The sequence below is a fragment of the Pseudomonas sp. B2021 genome, assembly GCF_018135665.1.
GTDB classification, from domain to species: Bacteria; Pseudomonadota; Gammaproteobacteria; order Pseudomonadales; family Pseudomonadaceae; genus Aquipseudomonas; species Aquipseudomonas lactis.
This window is the reverse complement of record NZ_SMOF01000001.1, coordinates 287,095-308,697: the sequence shown is the minus strand read 5'-3', so window position 1 is coordinate 308,697 and position 21,603 is coordinate 287,095. Positions and strand designations below refer to the sequence as shown.

19 protein-coding genes are annotated in these 21,603 nt (G+C 59.8%); 17 read left to right on the top strand and 2 right to left on the bottom strand.

The window, feature by feature from the left end; translation table 11 throughout:
* Positions 1–140: 140 nt before the first annotated feature.
* Positions 141–1,361 (bottom strand): CaiB/BaiF CoA-transferase family protein, encoded by a 1,221-nt coding sequence (locus E1K68_RS01380; protein WP_212613689.1) that lies wholly within the window; start codon positions 1,359–1,361, stop codon positions 141–143.
* Between the two features lie 13 nt (positions 1,362–1,374).
* A complete protein-coding gene (locus tag E1K68_RS01375; RefSeq protein ID WP_003187423.1) occupies positions 1,375–2,556 on the bottom strand; it encodes an acyl-CoA dehydrogenase in 1,182 nt (393 codons plus the stop codon).
* Positions 2,557–2,713: 157 nt separating this feature from the next.
* Between E1K68_RS01375 and E1K68_RS01370 the strand changes: the two genes are divergently transcribed.
* The 17 genes from E1K68_RS01370 (at position 2,714) to E1K68_RS01290 (ending at position 21,603) form a co-directional block, all read left to right on the top strand.
* Positions 2,714–3,613 (top strand): LysR family transcriptional regulator, encoded by a 900-nt coding sequence (locus E1K68_RS01370; RefSeq protein ID WP_212613688.1) that lies wholly within the window; start codon positions 2,714–2,716, stop codon positions 3,611–3,613.
* Positions 3,614–4,065: 452 nt separating this feature from the next.
* The gene (locus tag E1K68_RS01365) at positions 4,066–5,187 is read left to right on the top strand and encodes a Re/Si-specific NAD(P)(+) transhydrogenase subunit alpha (protein ID WP_003187419.1); all 1,122 of its coding nucleotides are present in this window, start codon (positions 4,066–4,068) and stop codon (positions 5,185–5,187) included.
* A gap of 15 nt (positions 5,188–5,202) precedes the next feature.
* Positions 5,203–5,523 (top strand): NAD(P) transhydrogenase subunit alpha, encoded by a 321-nt coding sequence (locus tag E1K68_RS01360; protein WP_003187417.1) that lies wholly within the window; start codon positions 5,203–5,205, stop codon positions 5,521–5,523.
* Positions 5,523–6,959: an NAD(P)(+) transhydrogenase (Re/Si-specific) subunit beta gene (locus E1K68_RS01355; RefSeq protein WP_003187415.1), complete on the top strand. Its 1,437-nt coding sequence runs from the start codon at positions 5,523–5,525 to the stop codon at positions 6,957–6,959. The genes E1K68_RS01360 and E1K68_RS01355 overlap by 1 nt, the downstream gene beginning before the upstream one ends.
* A 236-nt stretch (positions 6,960–7,195) precedes the next feature.
* A complete protein-coding gene (locus tag E1K68_RS01350) occupies positions 7,196–8,689 on the top strand; it encodes an acetyl-CoA hydrolase/transferase family protein (RefSeq protein ID WP_212613687.1) in 1,494 nt (497 codons plus the stop codon).
* Positions 8,690–9,007: 318 nt separating this feature from the next.
* Positions 9,008–9,223, top strand: a complete 216-nt coding sequence (locus tag E1K68_RS01345) for a DUF1127 domain-containing protein (protein WP_212613686.1) — start codon at positions 9,008–9,010, stop codon at positions 9,221–9,223.
* A gap of 330 nt (positions 9,224–9,553) precedes the next feature.
* Entirely contained in the window at positions 9,554–9,874 is a 321-nt protein-coding gene (locus E1K68_RS01340; RefSeq protein WP_034136006.1) for a DUF2388 domain-containing protein, read from the top strand.
* 106 nt (positions 9,875–9,980) lie between these two features.
* Positions 9,981–10,289 carry a DUF2388 domain-containing protein gene (locus tag E1K68_RS01335; RefSeq protein WP_014716356.1) on the top strand — a complete coding sequence of 103 codons (309 nt, stop codon included), beginning with the start codon at positions 9,981–9,983 and terminating at the stop codon, positions 10,287–10,289.
* A 39-nt stretch (positions 10,290–10,328) separates the two neighbouring features.
* Complete coding sequence (locus E1K68_RS01330; RefSeq protein ID WP_003187408.1) at positions 10,329–10,649, top strand: DUF2388 domain-containing protein; 321 nt, start codon at positions 10,329–10,331, stop codon at positions 10,647–10,649.
* A complete protein-coding gene (locus E1K68_RS01325) occupies positions 10,646–12,607 on the top strand; it encodes a DUF4105 domain-containing protein (RefSeq protein ID WP_212613685.1) in 1,962 nt (653 codons plus the stop codon). Before E1K68_RS01330 ends, E1K68_RS01325 begins: the two co-directional genes overlap by 4 nt.
* A 378-nt stretch (positions 12,608–12,985) precedes the next feature.
* Positions 12,986–14,293 (top strand): CitMHS family transporter, encoded by a 1,308-nt coding sequence (locus E1K68_RS01320; protein WP_212613684.1) that lies wholly within the window; start codon positions 12,986–12,988, stop codon positions 14,291–14,293.
* A gap of 67 nt (positions 14,294–14,360) precedes the next feature.
* Positions 14,361–15,128, top strand: coding sequence for a TerC family protein (locus E1K68_RS01315; RefSeq protein WP_003187403.1), 768 nt, complete (start codon positions 14,361–14,363; stop codon positions 15,126–15,128).
* 272 nt (positions 15,129–15,400) lie between these two features.
* Positions 15,401–17,059: a Na/Pi cotransporter family protein gene (locus E1K68_RS01310; protein WP_003187402.1), complete on the top strand. Its 1,659-nt coding sequence runs from the start codon at positions 15,401–15,403 to the stop codon at positions 17,057–17,059.
* 58 nt (positions 17,060–17,117) lie between these two features.
* Positions 17,118–18,500: a pitrilysin family protein gene (locus E1K68_RS01305; protein ID WP_003187401.1), complete on the top strand. Its 1,383-nt coding sequence runs from the start codon at positions 17,118–17,120 to the stop codon at positions 18,498–18,500.
* A 68-nt stretch (positions 18,501–18,568) separates the two neighbouring features.
* Positions 18,569–19,600 carry a DUF5924 family protein gene (locus E1K68_RS01300; protein ID WP_003187399.1) on the top strand — a complete coding sequence of 344 codons (1,032 nt, stop codon included), beginning with the start codon at positions 18,569–18,571 and terminating at the stop codon, positions 19,598–19,600.
* Between the two features lie 54 nt (positions 19,601–19,654).
* A complete protein-coding gene (locus tag E1K68_RS01295) occupies positions 19,655–20,803 on the top strand; it encodes an ABC transporter permease (protein WP_034129245.1) in 1,149 nt (382 codons plus the stop codon).
* Positions 20,800–21,603, top strand: coding sequence for an ATP-binding cassette domain-containing protein (locus E1K68_RS01290; protein ID WP_003187395.1), 804 nt, complete (start codon positions 20,800–20,802; stop codon positions 21,601–21,603). Before E1K68_RS01295 ends, E1K68_RS01290 begins: the two co-directional genes overlap by 4 nt.

Below are 21,603 nucleotides of genomic sequence, written 5' to 3'. Positions count from 1 at the left end.
TTTCGACTGCGCCGGAAGTGGGGCGAATTATAGACAGATATAATTCGCCGTCAACTCTTAATTTTGCTTTCCTATCAATAAGTTAGCTTCGGTTAAAAAACAACCAGCTCACCAGTGCGCTTCTATATAGAAGGGAACGCTCAAATAACACCCGCCTCCTTCAATGCGGCCACATGAGCAGCTCCCAGCCCCAGAACCCCCTGCAGCACCTCAAGCGTATGCTCCCCCAATAGAGGAGGCGCACTCCGGTACTCAACAGGCGTCTTGGATAAGCGTATCGGGCTCGCAACCTGGGGCACCGTCCCCGCCAATGCGTGAGGCAGCTCAATCCCCAAACCACGCGCCTGGACCTGCGGATCGGAAAACACCTGCGCCAGATCATTGATCGGCCCACATGGCACGCCCACTTGCTCCAGCTGCGACACCCACTCAGCGGTCGTCTTGAAGACCGTCGCTTGACGGATCAAAGGAATCAGCTCCGTGCGATTAGCCACCCGCGCGCGATTAGTGGCGAAACGCACGTCATCCGCCCATTGTGGCTGCCCGGCGACTTCAGCGAACTTACGGAACTGCCCGTCATTGCCTACGGTGAGGATGAAATCTCCATCGGCAGTGGGGAAATCCTGATAGGGCACAATATTAGGGTGAGCATTTCCCAAGCGCTTGGGCGGCATCCCAGTTGTCAGGTAATTCATTGCCTGATTCGCCAGGCAAGCCACCTGCACATCCAGCAACGCCATGTCGATATGTTGCCCACCACCATCGTGATCGCGATGAGCTAGCGCAGCCAGGATCGCCACGGTCGAATAAAGCCCGGTCAAGATATCAGTCAAGGCTACCCCAACCTTTACCGGCCCGGCACCTTCATCCCCTTCAGGCCGCCCCGTCAGGCTCATGAGCCCACCCAGACCCTGGATCATGAAATCGTAGCCGGCGCGCATCGCATAAGGGCCCGTCTGACCAAACCCCGTGATGGAACAGTAAATCAGCTCCGGGTTGACCTCTTTGAGGGATTCATAGTCCAGCCCATACGCCGCAAGGCCGCCCACCTTGAAGTTTTCGATCAGTATGTCGGACTTGGCAGCCAGATCGCGTACCAGTTTCTGGCCTTCCGGCCGCGTAAAGTCGATGGTCACCGACTCTTTATTACGGTTGGCCGACAGGTAATACGCCGCCTCACTGGTATTCTCGCCATCCGCACCCTTAAGGAAGGGCGGCCCCCAAGCGCGCGTGTCATCGCCGCTGCCCGGCCTTTCGACCTTGATCACCTCGGCCCCAAGGTCTGCAAGAATCTGCCCGGACCAAGGGCCCGCGAGTACTCGCGACAAATCCAGCACTCGCAGATGCGAAAGCGCGCCCATGCCCATGCTCCTATTAATAGAACGCTTGAAGACCGGTTTGCGCGCGCCCCAGAATCAAGGCATGCACGTCATGGGTCCCTTCATAGGTGTTGACCACTTCCAGGTTGACCAAGTGGCGCGCCACTCCGAATTCGTCGGAGATACCGTTGCCGCCCAGCATGTCCCGGGCCATGCGCGCGATATCCAATGACTTGCCACACGAGTTACGCTTCATGATCGATGTGATCTCAACCGCCGCCGTACCCTCATCCTTCATCCGACCCAGGCGCAGGCAACCTTGCAGGGCCAAGGTAATCTCGGTCTGCATGTCTGCCAGCTTCTTCTGGATCAGTTGAGTGGCAGCTAGTGGGCGACCAAACTGCTGGCGATCAAGTGTGTACTGCCGCGCGGTATGCCAGCAGAACTCAGCAGCCCCCAGCGCCCCCCAGGAAATCCCGTACCGTGCCGAGTTGAGGCAGGTAAAAGGCCCTTTCAAGCCACGCACATCCGGGAAGATATTTTCTTCCGGCACAAATACGTTATCCATGACGATTTCACCGGTAATCGAGGCCCGCAGACCCACCTTGCCGTGGATAGCGGGAGCGCTCAGGCCTTTCCAGCCTTTTTCCAGGACGAAGCCACGGATATCACCTGCATCGTCTTTGCCCCACACAACAAACACATCCGCAATCGGACTGTTGGTAATCCACATCTTCGCGCCGGTCAGGCTGTAGCCGCCATCCACTTTGCGTGCACGAGTAATCATCGCACCCGGGTCGGAACCATGGTTGGGCTCGGTCAGCCCGAAGCAACCGATCCATTCACCAGAGGCCAGTTTGGGCAAGTACTTCTGTTTTTGCGCCTCGGTACCAAACTCATTGATCGGCACCATGACCAGGGAAGACTGCACACTCATCATCGAGCGATAGCCGGAGTCGACACGCTCGACCTCACGCGCAATCAAACCGTAGCTGACGTAGTTCAAACCACTGCCACCGTACTGCTCAGGGATCATCGCCCCCAGCAAACCGGTCTCGCCCATCTCACGGAAAATAGCGGGGTCTGTCTTTTCATGACGGAAGGCTTCGAGCACACGAGGAGCCAGCTTGTCCTGAGCAAATTGCTCGGCGCTGTCACGCACCATGCGCTCTTCTTCGGTGAGCTGTTGATCCAGCAGCAGTGGATCGATCCAGTTGAAGCTTGCCTTGCCAGCCATGAATAAGTCCTCGCGGAAAAAATCAGAAGTCGTGGAACCAGACTAGGCGCGGTCAGCGCAGAGGGCAAACGAGGTTTTTGCATAGGCTTGTGCTAATTTCTCACTTCGTAACACTAAAAAAGCGCAGAAATGCGCTTTATCTGTGAGGGCAACGTACATGCGCCGGAAAATCCCCAGTACCACCGCACTCATCAGCTTTGAGGCAGCAGCCCGGCACGAGAGCTTTACCAAGGCAGCACTGGAGCTTTCCATCACCCAAGGCGCGATTTGCCGACAGATCGCCAGCCTGGAGGAGTTTTTGAGTGTCGAGCTGTTTCGCCGCTCACGCCGTGGAGTGAAGCTGACGGAGGCGGGGCTGTCTTATAGCCGCAGGGTTGCAACGCAACTGGACGCCGTAGAGCGCGACACCTTGTCGGTGATGGGCCAGCAAGGCGCCAATGTCATCGAACTGGCGGTGGTGCCCACCTTCGGCACGCAGTGGCTGATCCCACGCCTGAAAGACTTTCAACACCAGCACCCGGAAGTCACGGTGAACCTGACAAACCGCACGCGCCCCTTCCTGTTCGCTGATACCGAGTTCGATGCGGCGATCTACTTCGGGGATGCCGATTGGTCGGGTACGCAATCCCACCGGTTAATGGGCGAAAACCCGGTACCGGTATGCAGCCCGCGCTTACTCGGCGACCGCACGCATTTCACCCCTCAACAGATCGCCGAGCTGCCCCTGCTGCAGCAGACCACACGTCCCTACGCCTGGCGCCAATGGTTCAACGCCCAACAACTGAACATCCCTCGCGACATGACAGGCCCTCGATACGAGCTATTCTCGATGCTGTCTCAAGCGGCCATGCATGACATGGGCATCGCACTGATTCCTCCCTTCCTCATACAGCGGGAGCTGAAGGAGCAACAACTGGCAATCGCCAGCACCGAAGCACTGACCAGCGAAAAGGCTTATTACCTGATGATTCCTGACAAAAAGGTCGAATCCGCTTCTCTGCATGCATTCAGGGACTGGCTGCTCGACCAGTCAAGACGCTACAACCCATGTAAATGAAGGACACAACGCAAGTGCTGACTTTGTAGTCAAATAAATTCAGAACCTACAGATGTACGTATATGTCGCATTTAAACAGACTGTACTTGTCAGCCAAAAATAAGGCTAAAAGCCATGTATCTCATGGCTCTTAGCGACTCTTACCGGCCAATGCACGACTATTCACACTGGCAATGGAAAAACGGACCGAAAACGCCTGAACACCTTTAAAGGCCTGTATTTAAAGAGGTTATTTCAGCTTGTTGCGACAATCAGTCACAGGGTGACTTGTAGTTAATTTTTCGTCACCCGTCATAATCCCTTGATGGCCGTAAAGTTCGCCTGCAAAATGCCGCGCCCCGCTGTCATTTCAGCGGGATCGTGCTGATCGGCCGCCCCAGTTGCGCCACTCGCGGTGCACTGGCCTTTTTACAAAAAGATCAAAAGCAAAAAGATCATGCAGGAGATTTGACGTGCACATTGGTGTTCCTCTCGAAACCCAGACCGGTGAAACGCGGGTGGCTGCCACCCCGGAAACCATCAAGAAGCTGATCGGCCAGGGCCATAAGGTCACTGTACAAAGCGGCGCAGGCATCAATGCCAGCATCGTCGACAGTGCCTATGAAACGGCAGGCGCCACCATTGGCAGTGCCAACGACGCGTTTGGCGCCGAGCTGATCCTTAAAGTGGTTGCCCCCAGCGACAGCGAACTGGCGCTGATCAAAAGTGGCACCGTGTTGGTGGGCATGCTCAACCCGTTCAGCAACGAAACCATCGCCAAGCTCGCCGAGCGCGGCATCACCGCTTTCGCCCTGGAAGCCGCGCCGCGCACTTCACGCGCCCAAAGCCTTGATGTGCTGTCTTCGCAGGCCAACATCGCCGGTTACAAGGCCGTGTTACTGGCCGCTCATCACTACCCGCGCTTCATGCCGATGCTGATGACTGCCGCTGGCACTGTAAAAGCCGCGCGCGTACTGATCCTCGGCGCCGGTGTGGCAGGCCTGCAAGCCATCGCCACGGCCAAGCGCCTGGGCGCGGTGATCGAAGCGTCCGACGTACGCCCGGCGGTAAAGGAGCAGATCGAATCCCTGGGCGCCAAGTTTGTCGACGTACCGTACGAAACCGATGAAGAGCGTGAATGCGCCGTTGGTGTCGGCGGCTACGCGCGCCCGATGCCCAGCAGTTGGATGCAGCGCCAGGCCCTGGCCGTGCACGAACGCGCCAAACAGGCCGACATCGTCATCACCACCGCCCTGATTCCGGGCCGCAAGGCTCCGACCCTGCTGAGCGCCGATACCGTGGCGCAGATGAAACCCGGCTCGGTGGTCATCGACCTCGCTGCAGCCCAGGGTGGCAACTGCCCGCTGACTGTGGCCGACCAGGTCGTGGTGGAAAACGGCGTGATCATCTGCGGCCCGACCAACCTGGCAGGTGCGGTCGCCGCCGACGCCTCTGCCTTGTATGCGCGCAACCTGCTGGACTTCCTGAAGCTGGTCTTCACCAAGGAAGGGCAGTTTGAAATCAACCTCGAAGACGACATCGTCGCCGCGTGCCTGATGTGCCGCGACGGCCAAGTCATCCGCAAAAACGCCTAAGCAGGGACTCAGACGATGGAAGAGCTTATCTCCCCCGGTATCTACAACCTGATCATCTTTGTGCTGGCGATTTATGTCGGTTATCACGTGGTCTGGAACGTAACACCCGCATTGCACACGCCGCTGATGGCCGTGACCAACGCCATTTCCGCGATTGTTATCGTCGGCGCCATGCTGGCTGCCGCGCTGACCGTCACGCCGTTGGGTAAGACTATGGGCACACTGGCCGTGGCCCTGGCGGCGGTGAATGTCTTCGGTGGCTTCTTGGTCACCCGCAGGATGCTTGAGATGTTCAAGAAGAAAGCCCCGAAAGTAAAAGAAGAGGCGCCCAAGTAATGAGCATGAATCTCGTGACGACGCTCTACCTGATCGCGTCGATCTGTTTCATCCAGGCCCTCAAAGGCCTCTCGCACCCGACCACTTCGCGGCGCGGCAACCTGTTCGGCATGCTCGGCATGGCGCTGGCGGTGCTCACCACCGTCGGCCTCATCTATAAGCTGGGGGCTGAACTGGCGACTGCCGGTATCGGCTACGTCATCGTTGGCCTACTGGTCGGCGGCACCGCCGGCTCGATCATGGCCAAGCGCGTCGAAATGACCAAGATGCCAGAGCTGGTCGCCTTCATGCACAGCATGATCGGCCTGGCAGCGGTGTTCATCGCCATTGCCGCCGTGGTCGAACCGCAGTCCCTGGGCATCGTCAAGCAGTTGGGCGATTCGATCCCGGCCGGTAACCGCCTGGAACTGTTCCTCGGTGCTGCCATCGGTGCTATCACCTTCTCCGGCTCGGTGATCGCGTTCGGCAAGCTGTCGGGCAAGTACAAGTTCCGCCTGTTCCAGGGCGCACCGGTACAGTTCGGCGGGCAACACAAACTGAACCTGGTGCTCGGCCTCGCAACCCTGGGCCTGGGCCTGGCGTTCATGTTCACCGGCAACCTCACTGCGTTCGCGCTGATGCTGGCCTTGGCCTTTGTACTGGGTGTGCTGATCATCATCCCGATTGGCGGCGCCGACATGCCCGTGGTGGTGTCGATGCTCAACAGCTATTCCGGCTGGGCAGCGGCGGGCATCGGTTTCTCGCTGAACAACTCGATGCTGATCATCGCTGGTTCCCTGGTGGGCTCCAGCGGCGCGATCCTGTCGTACATCATGTGCAAGGCGATGAACCGCTCCTTCTTTAATGTGCTGTTGGGCGGTTTCGGCAATGCGCCGGATGCTGGCGCCGCGGCGGGCTCCAAAGAAGCACGCCCGGTGAAGTCCGGCTCCGCGGATGACGCCACCTTCCTGCTGACCAATGCCGATACCGTGATTATCGTCCCAGGCTACGGCCTTGCGGTCGCGCGGGCACAACACGCGCTCAAGGAGCTGACCGAGAAGCTGACCCACCGCGGCGTCACCGTGAAGTACGCGATCCACCCGGTGGCGGGCCGTATGCCGGGGCACATGAACGTATTGCTGGCCGAGGCCGAAGTGCCCTACGACCAGGTGTTCGAGATGGAAGACATCAACTCCGAGTTCGGCCAGGCCGACGTGGTGCTGGTGCTGGGCGCGAACGACGTGGTCAACCCGGCTGCCAAGAACGACCCGAACTCCCCCATCGCCGGTATGCCGATTCTCGAGGCGTTCAAGGCCAAGACCATCATCGTCAACAAGCGCTCGATGGCCAGCGGCTACGCCGGCCTGGATAACGAGTTGTTCTACCTGGACAAGACCATGATGGTCTTCGGTGATGCCAAAAAGGTCATCGAAGACATGGTCAAAGCCGTCGAATAACACTGCGCCAGCGCAATACCCGAAACCCTGGCCTGCTGTAGGCTGGGGTTTTTTTATGGTTCCCAAGCTCTGCGTGGGAACGCGTCCCGGGATGCTCTGCGTCCCGCTTTGCACACACATGAAACCCGACCAAAGGCTCTAAATCGCGACCTGGCATTCGACCATGGTAGCGGGCCGAAACTTTTTGAAATCACTACACTGCCCACCTTGCTTTCCGTAGCCAGAGATAACAATTCATGTACCGTGATCGTATCCGCTTGCCTTCGTTGTTGAACAAGGTCATGAGCGCGGCAGACGCCGCTGCACTGATCGAGGACGGCATGACCGTCGGCATGAGCGGCTTCACCCGTGCCGGTGAAGCCAAGGCCGTCCCCCACGCCCTGGCCGAACGCGCCAAGACTTCGCCGCTCAAAATCACGCTGATGACCGGCGCGAGCCTGGGCAATGACCTGGACAAGCAGTTGACCGAAGCCGGCGTACTGTCACGACGCATGCCCTTTCAAGTCGACAGCACCCTGCGCAAGGCGATCAATGCCGGCGAGGTGATGTTTATCGACCAGCACCTGTCGGAAACCGTCGAGCAACTGCGCAACAATCAGCTCAAATTGCCCGACATCGCCGTGATCGAAGCCGTCGCGATCACTGAGCAGGGGCATATCGTGCCCACCACCTCCGTAGGCAACTCGGCCAGCTTCGCGATTTTTGCCAAACAGGTGATCGTCGAGATCAACCTGGCGCACAACCCGAACCTGGAAGGGCTGCACGACATCTACATCCCGACCTACCGGCCGACGCGCACGCCGATCCCGCTGGTGAAAGTCGACGACCGCATTGGCAGCACTGCGATTCCGATCCCACCCGAGAAAATCGTCGCCATCGTCATCACCAACCAGGCGGACTCCGCCTCCACGGTAACGCCGCCTGATAGCGACACCCAAGGCATCGCCAACCACCTGATCAACTTCCTCAAGCAAGAAGTCGATGCCGGGCGCATGACCAACAAGCTCGGCCCGCTGCAAGCCGGCATCGGTAATATTGCCAACGCGGTGATGTGCGGGCTGATCGAGTCGCCGTTCGAAGACCTGACCATGTACTCGGAAGTGTTGCAGGATTCGACCTTCGACCTGATCGACGCCGGCAAGCTGAGCTTTGCCTCCGGCAGTTCGATTACCTTGTCGGAGCGGCGTAATGCCGATGTGTTCGGCAACCTGGAGCACTACAAGGACAAATTGGTGCTGCGCCCGCAGGAAATTTCCAACCACCCTGAAGTGGTACGGCGCCTGGGCATCATCGGTATCAATACCGCGCTGGAGTTCGATATCTACGGCAACGTCAACTCCACCCACGTCTGCGGCACGCGGATGATGAACGGCATCGGCGGCTCCGGGGATTTCGCCCGCAATGCGCACCTGGCGATCTTCGTCACCAAGTCCATTGCCAAGGGCGGCGCAATTTCCAGCGTGGTACCGATGGTCAGCCATGTGGATCACACCGAGCATGACGTGGACATTCTCGTCACCGAAGTAGGCCTTGCCGACCTGCGGGGCCTGGCGCCACGGGAGCGCGCTCGGGTCATCATCGATAACTGCGTGCACCCAGCCTACCGCGATGCCCTGAACACTTACTTCGATGCCGCCTGCGCCATCGGTGGGCATACCCCGCACATCTTGCGCGAAGCACTGAGTTGGCACATTAACCTGGAAGAAACCGGGCACATGCTCGTGGCTTGATGAATACAGATCCGGGCTGATGCAAATACAGTTTCATCAGCTCGGTGAACCCACTCGTACTTCTGGAAAAAACTGTACTGCTGTACTGGTCATTTCCTACCGAAATATCCCACGCCTCAGCTTAAAAACGCCTATTTCGCACCTTTTAAGTGCGCACAGGTACAGTTGCCCCAATTTCGTACCGTACAGCCCTCTTAAACAGTTAACTGGCCTCTCACAATACAGGTGAACTGTATCTAGAGAGTCTTGCGCTGGAGGAGGATCATTGGCATCAGTTAAACCACTACCTAATCCCGCCACAAGCGGAAGGATGTCATCATGGAACGTACACTCAGTTCCGAACTGTTCATCGAAGAAAAAGCTGTAAACACCCAGGCTTCCCTGCCTTTGCGCGTTCTCGCCAACCTGATGTTGTGGCAGCGCCGCATCTCCAGCCGCCACCAACTGGCTCGCCTGGATTCGCGTCTGCTGGCTGACGCCGGTATCAGCGAAGCTCAACGCTACGAAGAGCTGAGCAAGCCGTTCTGGCGCTAAGTGGCGCCCGCTGGCCCTGACCTGACGGGTCCACTGCCAGCACCCTGATTTGTCAAAGCAAAGCCCGCCCCGGGTAACCGGAGGCGGGCTTTGTTGTATCTGCGATAGCGCATTGGATTGGCTCGATTCAAGCACACAGATACAGTTTTAAATTAATAAAATATGACAGGTACAGTTTAATTACAGGCTTCCGAATAGCTGGGCACACGCCTAATATCGGTTCACCACGTGGCGAACCCTGTAGAGCGTGCGTCTGATGCTCGACAGTCCCAGTCCGTTTCATTGTGGCCGTTTCGCGCCACCTTATTATTCGTCTACAGGAGTTACCCCATGTCCCGTCTTCGCCTGCTGTGCACTGCCGCTGTGCTGACCCTGGCTGCCAATGCCAACGCGAGCAGCCTGATCATGACGACCGACTCGATCGTCGGCGCTCTGAAGGCAACCTCCGATGCTACGTCTGACGCCACCTCATCCCTGCGCGACAACAAGGTCGTACAAGCGGCCCGTGACGACGCCGCCAGCTTTGTCGCCAGCGAAGGCGCCATCCGTGGCGTGAAACTGGAAAGCGCCCTGGCCCAGATCCGCCAACAAGCGCCGCAATTGAATACCGCTACCGATGCACAGCTGGCTCAGGCCATCCTGGCTATCTGACCCACGGCAACCAGACGGGAGCGCCCGCCGCTCCCGAATGGCTCGACGCTGGCTCTCGCCCGGCGGTTGCGCTAGCCTTGGCGCTCGCTTTCCATTGTCGAGTCCCATGGCTTTTTCATACCGTTTATTGATTGTTCCTGTACTGTTTTGCGCCTGCTGGTCACCCATGGCTTCAGCGTTGGATGTGTCCACCCAGAGCACGGTTGTCAGCGTGTATGCCACCAGCAAAGTGACCTCTGCGCCGTTCGACAATAAGTTGGTCCTGGCCGCTCGGGATGATGCTGCCGCTTTCATTGCCACTGACGGCCAATGGCGGGGCGCACGCCTGGAGTCCGCGCTGGACTATCTACGCCGTACCCAGCCAAAACTTCATGCAAGCGACCTTGAACTGGCGCAGGCAATTCTCGTCCAATAATCATCGTTGTATTTCTATCTTTGTCATTGGAGTCATCCCATGCGTAGCCCGCTGATCGTCGCCGCCCTCGGCCTGCTGTTTTTGGCCGATGTCGCCCAGGCGCAAACCTTGAAGGCCACCAGCAACATCGTCGTGCGTGCCTCGGCACGCACCATTGATTTCACCTCGGACACCACCACCTCCATCCGCGACTCCAAGATCGTGCGCGAAGCCCACGATGACGCCGCCAGTTTTGTCGCCACCAATGGCGAGATCCGTGGCGCCCAGCTGGAAGCCGCGTTCGATACCCTTCGCACCCGCGTGCCAGAAGCCCGTGATGCCAGCGACCAGACCCTCGCAGAAGCTATCCTCGCTCTGTGAGGCGCTTCAAAACCTGGCTCCTGGCCGGGGCCGTGCTGCTGTGCGCAAGTACGGCCCAGGCCGGCCTGCAACTGCGGCTCAAGACCGAAGGCTTGAGCCCGGCCGAACAGCAGGCCAGCCAGGCACTGCTCGATGAAGCGCTGCGCTCCTTACCGCCGCGCTTTGTCGAGCAGTTGGATCGACGTATTGATGTCGGCTGGACCGACAAGATGCCTGAAAACGCTTACGGCCAGGCATCCCTGGTGTCAGAACTGGACCTCAACCAGAACCTGCTCGCCAGCCTGACTGACGGCAGTGCCGCCACCCAGAAAACCAATCGCCCCCACGGTACTGTGCGCCGGGAAATGCTCGCCACCGTGCTGCATGAACTGACCCACATCTATGACCGTGCGCGCCTGTGGTCCAAGGACGAGCGCACGCTGATCCAACGCTGCAGCCGTCAGAACAACATCACCGGCTTGATCGGCTTGCCCGACCAGTGCCGTGGCCAGAACGACCGCCGCTTTACCCTCAGTGACGACCCGCGCCTGCTGGACCTTGCCGGCTGGCCACAATATGTGGGTCGGCGCGGCGAGCGTGAGCAGCACAACCATCAGGTGGTACGCAGCCCGGACATCTACGAAACCACCAGCCCGCTGGAGTTCGTGGCGGTCAACATGGAGTACTTCCTCCTGGACCCCAGCTACGCCTGTCGCCGCCCCGCGCTGTTCCGTTATTACAAGGATCACTTCGGCTGGGCTCCACCCGAACAGGACACCTGCGCCAGCACCTATGCCTTCCTGAACGCAGGCAACGATTTCGCCAAGACGCCCCTGGGCCAGATCGATCCGGAACGCGTGTATGAAATCGACTATTTGCTGGCCGAAGCCAACCAGAACCTGGTGAGCCGTTGGGGCCACAGCATGTTGCGCCTGGTGATTTGCGCCCCGGGCCGCCCGCGTGGCCCGGATTGCCGGCTAGATCTGGACCGGCACCTGGTCTTGTCTTATCGCGCCTTCGTCGGTGACGTTCAGCTGTCGAGCTGGGATGGCCTGGTGGGCAAATACCCGTCACGGCTGTTCGTGCTGCCGCTGGCCCAGGTCATTGATGAGTACACCAAGACCGAACTGCGTGGCCTGGCGTCGGTGCCACTGAAGCTCAGCCGCCAGGAAATCAACGACACCGTCGAACATGCCGCCGAGATGCACTGGAGCTACGACGGCAACTACTTCTTCATTTCCAACAACTGTGCGGTCGAAAGCCTGAAACTGTTGCGCAGTGGCAGTGCCAACCCGCAATTGACCGGCCTGGACAACATCACCCCCAACGGCTTGCTGGAAGTGCTCAGCGCCCGCGGCCTGGCCGATACCAGTGTATTGAACGACAAGCGCGAAGCCCTGCGCCTGGGGTATCACTTCGACTCGTTCCGCGAGCGCTACCAGGCCATGTTCGATGTGCTACGCAAGCAACTGCCTATCAAGCAGACCCAAGTCGAAGACTGGTTGTCCCTGGACGCGCAAGCGCGTCGCCAATGGTTTGCCCAGGCCGACCTGCGTACCAGCGCCGCACTGTTGCTGCTGGAGCAGGCCAGCTATCGCAAACAACTGATGCTCGCCCAGGATGAGGTCAAACAACGCTATCTCAATGCCCGCGAGCTGAAATACGGCGGCATGGAGAAAGCCAACAACACGCTGCAGCAAATTCTCGCCAACAGTGGCTTTCTGAGCCGCCCGGCCGAGTTGCTGGACAGTGGGGGTTATGGCCTGCCGCAACCTTCGGAAGCCAAGCGCCTGGAATCAGAAAGCGCCGAACGCCAGAAGCAGTTGCAGTCGTTGACCGGCGAGCTGGATAAGGAGGTGAGGGCGCTGCTCGATCCGTCTCGCGCCGCCGAGATTGCCGCCTGTGAGGCCAACCTCAAACAAGTGGGTGAGCATTTGCGGGCGCTGCATAAAGCCGCCGGCGGCCTCGAACTGCCCTGAATTTTATTAGCAACCACCTTCCAAATGTGGGAGCTGGCTTGCCTGCGATGACGGCGTCACAGCCATAAGAGATATTGGCTGATACACCGCCATCGCAGGCAAGCCAGCTCCCACATTTTGTTCTGCGCCAACCTGAAGATTGGTGCCTGCCCTTCATCAGCTGTTTTCCCAGCGAAAGCTGGCTGAAAGCTTCCCCGTCTAGGATCGCCTCCACTGCCGGCAACAGACCGGCTGTTAACAACAACAATGGTGATTCCCGATGTCCGCTCGTACCCGCCTGTTCGCTCCAACTCCACCCGTACGCCTCGTGCCTTTCGTTCTGCGCTGACCGCCACTCGGTCCGCCATTCCCTAGCCGCGCTACGCCTGGAGTATTCCTATGCTGACTTTCCTTGGCTTTGCCATGGTCATCACGTTCATGTTCCTGATCATGACCAAGCGCCTGTCCGCGCTGATCGCCTTGATCATCGTGCCGATCCTGTTCGCGCTGTTCGGCGGTTTCGCACCGAAGATCGGCCCGATGATGCTCGAAGGCATCACCAAGCTTGCGCCGACCGGCGTGATGTTGATGTTCGCCATCCTCTATTTTGCTTTGATGATCGACTCCGGCCTGTTCGACCCGGCCGTGCGCAAGATCCTCAAGATGGTCAAGGGCGACCCCCTCAAGGTGTCGGTCGGCACTGCCGTGCTCGCGTTGGTGGTATCCCTGGACGGTGACGGTGCCACCACCTACATGATCTGCGTCGCGGCCATGCTGCCGCTGTACCAGCGCATCGGCATGAGCCCACGGATCATGGCCGGCCTGATCATTCTCGCCGGTGGCGTGATGAACATGACCCCCTGGGGCGGCCCGACGGCGCGCGCCGCCAGTGCGCTGCATGTAGACCCGTCGGACATCTTCGTACCGATGATCCCGGCCATGGCCGCCGGTGTCGTGGCGATCCTGGTGATTGCCTACATGTACGGCAAGCGCGAACGTGCGCGCCTGGGTGAATTGCACCTGCAGGGCGACGAGATCGACCACAGCGAAATCAGCGTGTCGCAATTCCCCGACGCTCGCCGCCCAAAACTGATCTGGTTCAACGGCGCCCTGACCCTGGCGTTGATGTGCACCTTGATTGCCGGCCTGTTGCCGCTGCCGGTGCTGTTCATGGTGGCGTTCAGTATCGCCATGATCGTCAACTACCCGTGCCTGCAGCAGCAGAAAGACCGCGTCGCGGCTCACGCCGGTAGCGTGTTGGCGGTGGTGGGTTTGATCTTCGCCGCCGGTATCTTCACGGGCATCCTGTCGGGCACCGGCATGGTCGACGCCATGTCCAAGAGCCTGCTGGCAGTCATCCCCGAAGCCATGGGCCCTTACCTGGCGGTGATCACCGCGCTGGTGAGCATGCCGTTCACCTTCTTCATGTCCAACGATGCGTTCTACTACGGCGTACTGCCGGTACTGGCCGAAGCCGCCAGCCATTACGGCATCACCCCGGTGGAAATGGCGCGGGCGTCGATCGTCGGGCAACCCGTGCATTTGCTCAGCCCACTGGTACCCTCGACGTACTTGCTGGTTGCCCTGGCGGGTATCGAATTCGGCGATCACCAGCGCTTCACGCTCAAGTGGGCAGTGCTGGTGTGCCTGTGCATAATGTTCGCCGCATTGCTGATGGGGATTTTTCCGCTGTTCAGCACTCTATAATCGTACCGACTCACTCACCGCGCGGCGCTACAGCTTGCGCGGTTAACACTTGCTCAAAGGAATACACATGGAATGGCTGACCAATCCGGAAATCTGGATTGCCTTCTTCACCCTGACGGCCCTTGAGATCGTCCTGGGCATCGATAACATCATCATGATTTCGATCCTGGTCAGCCGCATGCCCAAGCATATGCAGGCGCGCACTCGGATCTTCGGCCTGGCGTTGGCCATGGTCACGCGCATCCTGTTGCTGCTGTCGATCACCTGGGTCATGCAACTGACCGCCGACCTGTTCGTGGTGTTTGGCCAGGGCATCTCCGGTCGCGACCTGATCCTGTTCTTCGGTGGCCTGTTCCTGCTGTGGAAAAGCTCCCAGGAGATGTACCACGCCCTGGAAGGTGAAGATGAAACCCAGGACGAGCCCAAAGGCGCCGGTGGCAAATTCATCTACACCATTATCCAGATCGCCATCATCGACATCGTGTTCTCCCTGGACTCGGTGATTACCGCCGTCGGCATGGTTTCCCACGTGCCGGTGATGGTTGCCGCCATCGTCGTTGCGGTATTGGTGATGATGCTGGCTGCCGGCACTATCAGCGAATTCATCGACAAGCACCCGTCGCTGAAAATGCTCGCGCTGTCGTTCCTGCTGGTCGTGGGTACCGTGCTGATCGCAGAATCCTTCGACGTGCACGTGCCAAAAGGCTACGTCTACTTCGCCATGGCGTTCTCGCTGGCGGTGGAAGCGGTGAACATCAAGATGCGTACCGCCATCGCGAAAAAGAAGAAACAGCAGGACCCAGTGAAACTGCGCAAGGACATTCCGGGTCAGTAAATTTGACCCGCGAGTGATCGTTCCCACGCTCCGCGTGGGAATGCCCTCTCGGACGCTCCGCGTCCGCAAAGTGACGCAGAGCGTCACAGGATGCGTTCCCACGCCGAGCGTGGGGAACGATCTTCATGACAGTTTTGTTTCAATCCAAAGTTTAGCTATGCGATGCTGGCGCAGAGCCCATTCGCCAACTACAGCTTAGGTACAAGACGTAGAGCGGCACGCGGTAACTTTCCTTCGCTCCTTTTGGAGCGCACCCACACGGGGGGCCGAGCATGCTGACCTTGCTCAATCTGCTTTCCGCCGTGACCCTGCTTATCTGGGGCACGCATATCGTCCGAACCGGCATCCTGCGGGTCTACGGTTCCAACTTGCGCCAAGTCATCGGGCAGAACATGTCCAAGCGCTGGCTGGCATTTGTCGCCGGTATCCTGGTGACGGCCATGGTGCAAAGCAGTAACGCCACCGCGATGCTGGTGACTTCGTTCGTCGGCCAAGGGCTGATGAGCCTCACGCCGGCCCTGGCCACCATGCTTGGCGCCGACGTCGGTACGGCTTTGATGGCGCGGGTGCTGACGTTCGATTTGTCCTGGCTGTCGCCGCTGCTGATCTTCCTCGGAGTGATTTTCTTCCTGTCGCGCAAACAGACGCGGGCAGGGCAGTTGGGCCGGGTCGGGATCGGCCTGGGCCTGATCATCCTCGCGCTGCAATTGATCGTCGAAGCCGCCGGGCCCATTACCCATGCCCAGGGCGTCAAAGTCATCTTCGCTTCGCTGACCGGCGATATCTTGCTGGACGCCCTGGTCGGCGCGCTGTTCGCGATGATTTCCTACTCCAGCCTTGCCGCCGTGTTGCTCACGGCCACCCTGGCCGGTGCCGGCGTGATCGGCTTGCACGTGGCCATCGGCCTGGTGATCGGCGCCAACATCGGCAGCGGCGTACTGGCTTTTCTCAGCACCAGCATGCAAAACACTGCCGGTCGCCAAGTGGCCCTGGGCAGCCTGTTGTACAAATTGATCGGTCTGTTGCTGATCATTCCGGTGCTCGACCCGCTCGTAGGCTGGATGGACGGCCTGGACTACAGCGTTCAGGGCATGGTCATCACCTTCCACCTGCTCTACAACGTCAGCCGTTGCCTGATCCTGTTGCCCACCATCGGGCCGATGGCACGCCTGTGCGAATGGCTGCTGCCGGAACGCCCCGAAACCAATGGCAAAGCCAAGCCACGCCATCTGGACCTGGCCTCATTGAATACCCCAAGCCTGGCCCTGGCGAACGCCGCCCGCGAAACCCTGCGCCTGGGCGACTTGATCGACAATATGCTTACCTCGATGCAGGAAGTGCTGCGCGGCAATCAAACCGCCGTTACCCAAGAAATGCGCAGCCTGAGCGATGACGTCGAAGCGCTCTACAGCGCGATCAAACTCTACCTGGCGCAAATGCCCCGTGAAGACCTCAGTGAGCAAGACAATCGCCGCTGGGCCGAGATCATCGAGCTGTCGATCAACTTGAAATTGGCCGGTGACCTGATCGAACGCATGCTGCGCAAGGTCCAGCAACAGAAGACCTCGCAGCGCCGGCAATTTTCCGAAGTGGGCCTGGAGGAACTCAGCGGCCTGCACAGCCAGTTGATCGCCAACCTGCGCCTGGGCCTGTCGGTGTTTCTCAGCGGCGACCCGGAAAGCGCCCGCCAATTACTGCGAGAAAAGCGCCGCTTCCGCGCCCAGGAACGCCGCCTGGCCCACGCCCATGTCAGCCGCCTGCAGCGCAAGATCGTGCAGAGCCTGGAAACCAGTTCCCTGCACTTGGAACTGATTGCCGACATGAAACGCTTGAACTCATTGTTTTGCAGCAGTGCTTATGTAGTGTTGGAAACGTCCGACACTGGCGCGCTCTCGGCTGAAAGTATTGCCGACATTACCCATTCGCCCTGAACGTACGCCCGCGAGCGAAGTCAGTTAACAATGGACCTCATTCGCCAGGAAGCTTGTTATGCGTCGCCTGTTACTCGCCTGCCTGCTCTTGGGCTCGGCACACGCCTTTGCCTTTGACCGTCTGCAAGTCGAGGGCTACACCTTGCCCAACGGCCTGCAACTGCTGCTCAAACCGGGCACCGAGCGTGGGCATGTCGCTATTCGCCTGGTGGTTGGTGTGGGCCTGGACGACTTCGGTTGCGAAGAAAAAGAACTGCCGCACTTGTTCGAGCACTTGCTGTTCAGCGGCATCGACGGCGGCGGCGAGGGCGACCTCGAAGACCGCATGCAAGCCCTGGGCGGCGAGTGGAACGCCTACACCAGCAACGCCGATACCACCTTCGTGATCGAGGCGCCCGCGCAGAACCAACGCAAGGTGCTGGACCTGCTGCTGGCAATCCTCACGCGCACGCGCCTGACCGACGCCCATATCAACGCCGCCAAACAGGTGGTGGAGCGCGAAGACGGCGGCCATTACTCACACTTGCAACGCCTGCTGGACCGCCAGGACCTCGGTCACAGCGCCAGCAACCAATTGGCCGTGGAGTTGGGCCTCAAGTGCGCCGAACGCGCCGAGGTCAGCCACCTCACCCGCGATCAGTTGGAGAAGCTGCGCAACGAATGGTACGCGCCGAACAACATGACCCTGATCGTCGTCGGCGATCTCGACAAACTGCTGCCTGCCTACCTGGAACGCACCTATGGTCAACTCGACCCCGTGGAGCCGAGCGAACATCGCCCGCTTCCGGAAATCCAGCACACCGCCGCCAGCCACCGCGACCTGATCCGCGGCTGGGTGGGCGATGGCGCCAAGCTGCACTGGCTGTTCCCCGAGCCGGTGTTGGATGACCAGCATGATGAAACCTACAACCTGCTCAAGGATTACCTCGACTGGGCACTGTACCGGCAACTGCGCCTCAAGCACGGTTTGTCCTACGGCCCCTGGGTAGAACGCGAAGTGCTCGGCGGCGTTGGATTCCTCAGCTTGAATGCCGACCTTGAGCGAGAAAACCTCCCTGAAGCCGAGCAGGTCTTGCAAGACCTCAAGGCCCAACTGCTCAAGGACGGCCTCGACCCAACAGTATTCACACGCCTGCAGCAAGCCGCCATTGCCCGGCAGGCTTGGGCGGTGCAGGGCAACAGCGCGCTGGCCGACTATTATTGGAGTGCGGCCGGCGACTACAGCAACGGGCGTTTCAGCGATCCGGTCAAACGCATCAAGGCTGTAAGCCTGGCGCAAACCAACCAGGCCATGCGCGAAGCGTTCCAGCAGCCGGGCTACTGGCGCATCGAAAAACCGCTGTTGAGTTATGACGCGTTGACCTGGATCGGTGCGGGCGTGCTGGGCCTGATCATCCTTGGTTTGATCGGCTTGAGGCTTTATCGCAAACCTGTTGAGTAATGACGCACAGAATATCGGGCTAAGGCGTTATTCTGTCTGAGATTTTTCCCACAACCAGTGAACCGCCCATGCCGAACTTGCCGCCCCTCATCCAGCGCGTTATAGAACTGATCAAGCGCTACCCAGGGGTGATTGCACTCGGCGGTTTCATCTCGGGGGTCGGCAGCTTCATTCTGGTAGACCGCCAGCAGGGCATGGCCAGTTGGATCGCGGTGATCATGCTGGTGAGCTGGTTGTGGCTGATGCTGGAGAACAGCTTTACGCAACTGTTCACCAAGGTCTTCAATCGCGAGATCCCTGAACCGCTGCTGCGCTACGCCACCCAGATGATTCACCAGGAAAGTCTGTTTTTCGTGCTGCCCTTCTTTTTCGTCACCACCGCTTGGAACAGCGGCCAATCGCTGTTCACTGGCCTGCTGGGCGCGGCGGCGCTGGTGTCGATCATCGACCCGCTGTATTACAAATGGCTGGCGCCCAAGCGCTCGCTGTTCCTGGCCCTGCACACCCTGACCCTGTTCGCCGCGTTGCTGACCGCGCTGCCGATCATCATGCACCTGACCACCGCCCAGAGTTACAAACTGGCGTTGGGTGTAGCCATGGTCTTGTCGATTCCCAGCCTGGCCGTGAGCCTGCCGCTGCGTAGCCTCAAGGGCTGGGCGATGCTGCTGGGGGTAACGGCCGCCATCGGCTGCGCCGGCTGGTTCCTGCGCAGCTGGGTACCGCCCGCCACCCTGTGGATGACCGAAGTCGCCATCAGCACCCAACTGCAAGACCGCACGCCGGGCGACGACCTCAAGCAAGTCACCGCCGCCCAATTGCGCAGCGGTGGGCTGTACGCCTACACCGCGATCAACGCGCCACGCGGGCTGGATGAGCGCATCTACCATGTGTGGAAATTCAACGGCCAGGAAGTCGACCGCATTGCCCTGGACATCCACGGTGGGCGCAAGGAAGGCTATCGCGCCTGGACCCACAAGCAGAACTTCCCGGGTGACGCCGTGGGGCGCTGGCAGGTGCAGGTGCTCACCGAAGACGGGCAAGTCATCGGCGTTCTGCGCTTCAAGGTGATAGACACAGCACAAGCGGACAACCCAAAGTAAACCGGATCGTGCTATTACGTAGCAATTGTGGATAGCCAAACAAGCTCGGAGCTTATGACCACTCGCACGACGGCCGGCGCGGCCCATCTTGATACGTCCAGCACCCCGCCTTCGCTACGGATTACCGGCGACTGGACGCTGGCCCACTACGCCCACCTGAAAAAGCTGTCGGCCACACTCGACGGCCAATACGACGCCGGCGCCCGCATTGACCTCAACGGCCTCGGTGCGCTGGATACAGCCGGCGCCTCGCTGCTGGTGGAGTTGCTGGGCCCCGCGCGCATCGAACACTCTGCCGAACAGACCGATTGCACCCTGGCAGCCGCCGACCGGGCACTGCTCAAGACCGTCTACCGCTCCCTGAATGACTTTTGCGTACCGATCAAAGAGCCAGAAGAGGCCGCCGGCATTCAAGTGCTGGCCCGTATCGGTCGCGCAGTAGACACGGTCTGGCAAGACGCAATGAAGCTGTTGGGCTTTATCGGCCTGATCCTCGAAACCTTCGCCCGCGGCATTTGGCGGCCCAAACGCTGGCGCCTGACGCCCATGGTCGCCCACATCGAACAGACCGGCCTGGATGCGGCGCCTATCGTTGCGCTGTTGACCTTTCTGGTGGGCGCCGTCGTGGCCTTCCTTGGCGCCACCGTGCTCAAGAGCTTCGGCGCGACGATCTTTACCGTGGACCTGGTGGCCTTCTCCTTCCTGCGCGAATTCGGCGTGTTGCTCACCGCAATCCTCATCGCCGGCCGTACCGCCAGTGCATTCACCGCGCAAATCGGCTCCATGAAAGCCAACGAAGAAATCGACGCCATCCGCACCCTGGGCCTGGACCCTATGGAGCTGTTGGTATTACCCCGCGTGCTGGCGCTGCTGGTGGCGTTGCCGATGCTGACGTTCCTGGCGATGCTCTCGGGGATCGTCGGCGGTGGTGTGGTGTGTGCGGTGGCCCTGGATATTTCGCCGGCGATGTTTCTTTCGCTGCTGCAATCGGACATTGGCGTGCAACACTTTCTGGTGGGCATGGTGAAGGCACCGATCTTTGCCTTTTTGATCGCGGCCATTGGCTGCCTGGAAGGTTTTAAAGTCAGCGGCAGTGCCGAGTCAGTCGGCGCGCACACCACGTCGAGCGTGGTGCAATCGATCTTTGTGGTGATCGTGCTGGATGCGGTCGCGGCAATGTTTTTCATGGAGATGGGCTGGTGAGTCGTCTACACCGTGCGCCCACTGAGGCGGTGATTGAAGTGCGTGGCCTGTGCAACCGTTTTGGCAGCCAAAGCGTGCACGAGAACCTCGACCTGGATTTGTACAAGGGCGAGATCCTGGCGGTGGTGGGCGGCTCTGGCAGCGGTAAATCCGTGTTGTTGCGCAGCATCGTTGGCCTGCGTCGCCCCAGCGAAGGCGAAGTACGGGTGTTCGGCAAAAACCTGCCGAGCCTGCCCGAACATGAACGCTCGCTGGTGGAGCGCCGCTTTGGCGTGCTGTTCCAGAAGGGCGCTCTGTTTTCCTCGCTGACGGTGACCGAAAACGTGGCCCTGCCCTTGATCGAGCACGCCGGCCTCAGCCGCGCCGATGCCGAGCACTTGGCGGCGGTGAAGCTGGCCCTGGCAGGGTTGCCGCTGTCGGCGGCCGATAAATACCCGGCCTCGTTATCCGGCGGCATGATCAAGCGTGCAGCCCTGGCCCGCGCACTGGCCTTGGACCCGGACATCCTGTTCCTGGACGAACCCACCGCCGGTCTCGACCCGATTGGCGCGGCGCAATTCGACCAACTGATCCTCACCCTGCGCGATGCGTTGGGCTTGAGTGTGTTTTTGGTCACCCACGACCTCGACACGCTGTACACCATCACCGACCGTGTGGCGGTGCTGGCGCAGAAGAAAGTGCTGGTGGCCGACGCCATCGATGTCGTGTCGGAAACGAACGACGCCTGGATTCACGAATATTTCCACGGCCCCCGGGGCCGCGCGGCATTGGATGCCGCTCAATCGCTCAACGAGGTATGA

What these genes read in the sequence shown, in the direction of transcription:
- E1K68_RS01335 (WP_014716356.1), top strand. Translation starts at nt 9,981, where the DNA reads ATGGCTTTTTCATACCGTTTATTGATTGTTCCTGTACTGTTTTGCGCC.
- E1K68_RS01345 (WP_212613686.1), top strand. Translation starts at nt 9,008, where the DNA reads ATGGAACGTACACTCAGTTCCGAACTGTTCATCGAAGAAAAAGCTGTA.
- E1K68_RS01315 (WP_003187403.1), top strand. Translation starts at nt 14,361, where the DNA reads ATGGAATGGCTGACCAATCCGGAAATCTGGATTGCCTTCTTCACCCTG.
- E1K68_RS01340 (WP_034136006.1), top strand. Translation starts at nt 9,554, where the DNA reads ATGTCCCGTCTTCGCCTGCTGTGCACTGCCGCTGTGCTGACCCTGGCT.
- E1K68_RS01375 (WP_003187423.1), bottom strand. Translation starts at nt 2,556, where the DNA reads ATGGCTGGCAAGGCAAGCTTCAACTGGATCGATCCACTGCTGCTGGAT.
- E1K68_RS01330 (WP_003187408.1), top strand. Translation starts at nt 10,329, where the DNA reads ATGCGTAGCCCGCTGATCGTCGCCGCCCTCGGCCTGCTGTTTTTGGCC.
- E1K68_RS01350 (WP_212613687.1), top strand. Translation starts at nt 7,196, where the DNA reads ATGTACCGTGATCGTATCCGCTTGCCTTCGTTGTTGAACAAGGTCATG.
- E1K68_RS01360 (WP_003187417.1), top strand. Translation starts at nt 5,203, where the DNA reads ATGGAAGAGCTTATCTCCCCCGGTATCTACAACCTGATCATCTTTGTG.
- E1K68_RS01310 (WP_003187402.1), top strand. Translation starts at nt 15,401, where the DNA reads ATGCTGACCTTGCTCAATCTGCTTTCCGCCGTGACCCTGCTTATCTGG.
- E1K68_RS01355 (WP_003187415.1), top strand. Translation starts at nt 5,523, where the DNA reads ATGAGCATGAATCTCGTGACGACGCTCTACCTGATCGCGTCGATCTGT.
- E1K68_RS01370 (WP_212613688.1), top strand. Translation starts at nt 2,714, where the DNA reads ATGCGCCGGAAAATCCCCAGTACCACCGCACTCATCAGCTTTGAGGCA.
- E1K68_RS01300 (WP_003187399.1), top strand. Translation starts at nt 18,569, where the DNA reads ATGCCGAACTTGCCGCCCCTCATCCAGCGCGTTATAGAACTGATCAAG.
- E1K68_RS01295 (WP_034129245.1), top strand. Translation starts at nt 19,655, where the DNA reads ATGACCACTCGCACGACGGCCGGCGCGGCCCATCTTGATACGTCCAGC.
- E1K68_RS01305 (WP_003187401.1), top strand. Translation starts at nt 17,118, where the DNA reads ATGCGTCGCCTGTTACTCGCCTGCCTGCTCTTGGGCTCGGCACACGCC.
- E1K68_RS01320 (WP_212613684.1), top strand. Translation starts at nt 12,986, where the DNA reads ATGCTGACTTTCCTTGGCTTTGCCATGGTCATCACGTTCATGTTCCTG.
- E1K68_RS01380 (WP_212613689.1), bottom strand. Translation starts at nt 1,361, where the DNA reads ATGGGCGCGCTTTCGCATCTGCGAGTGCTGGATTTGTCGCGAGTACTC.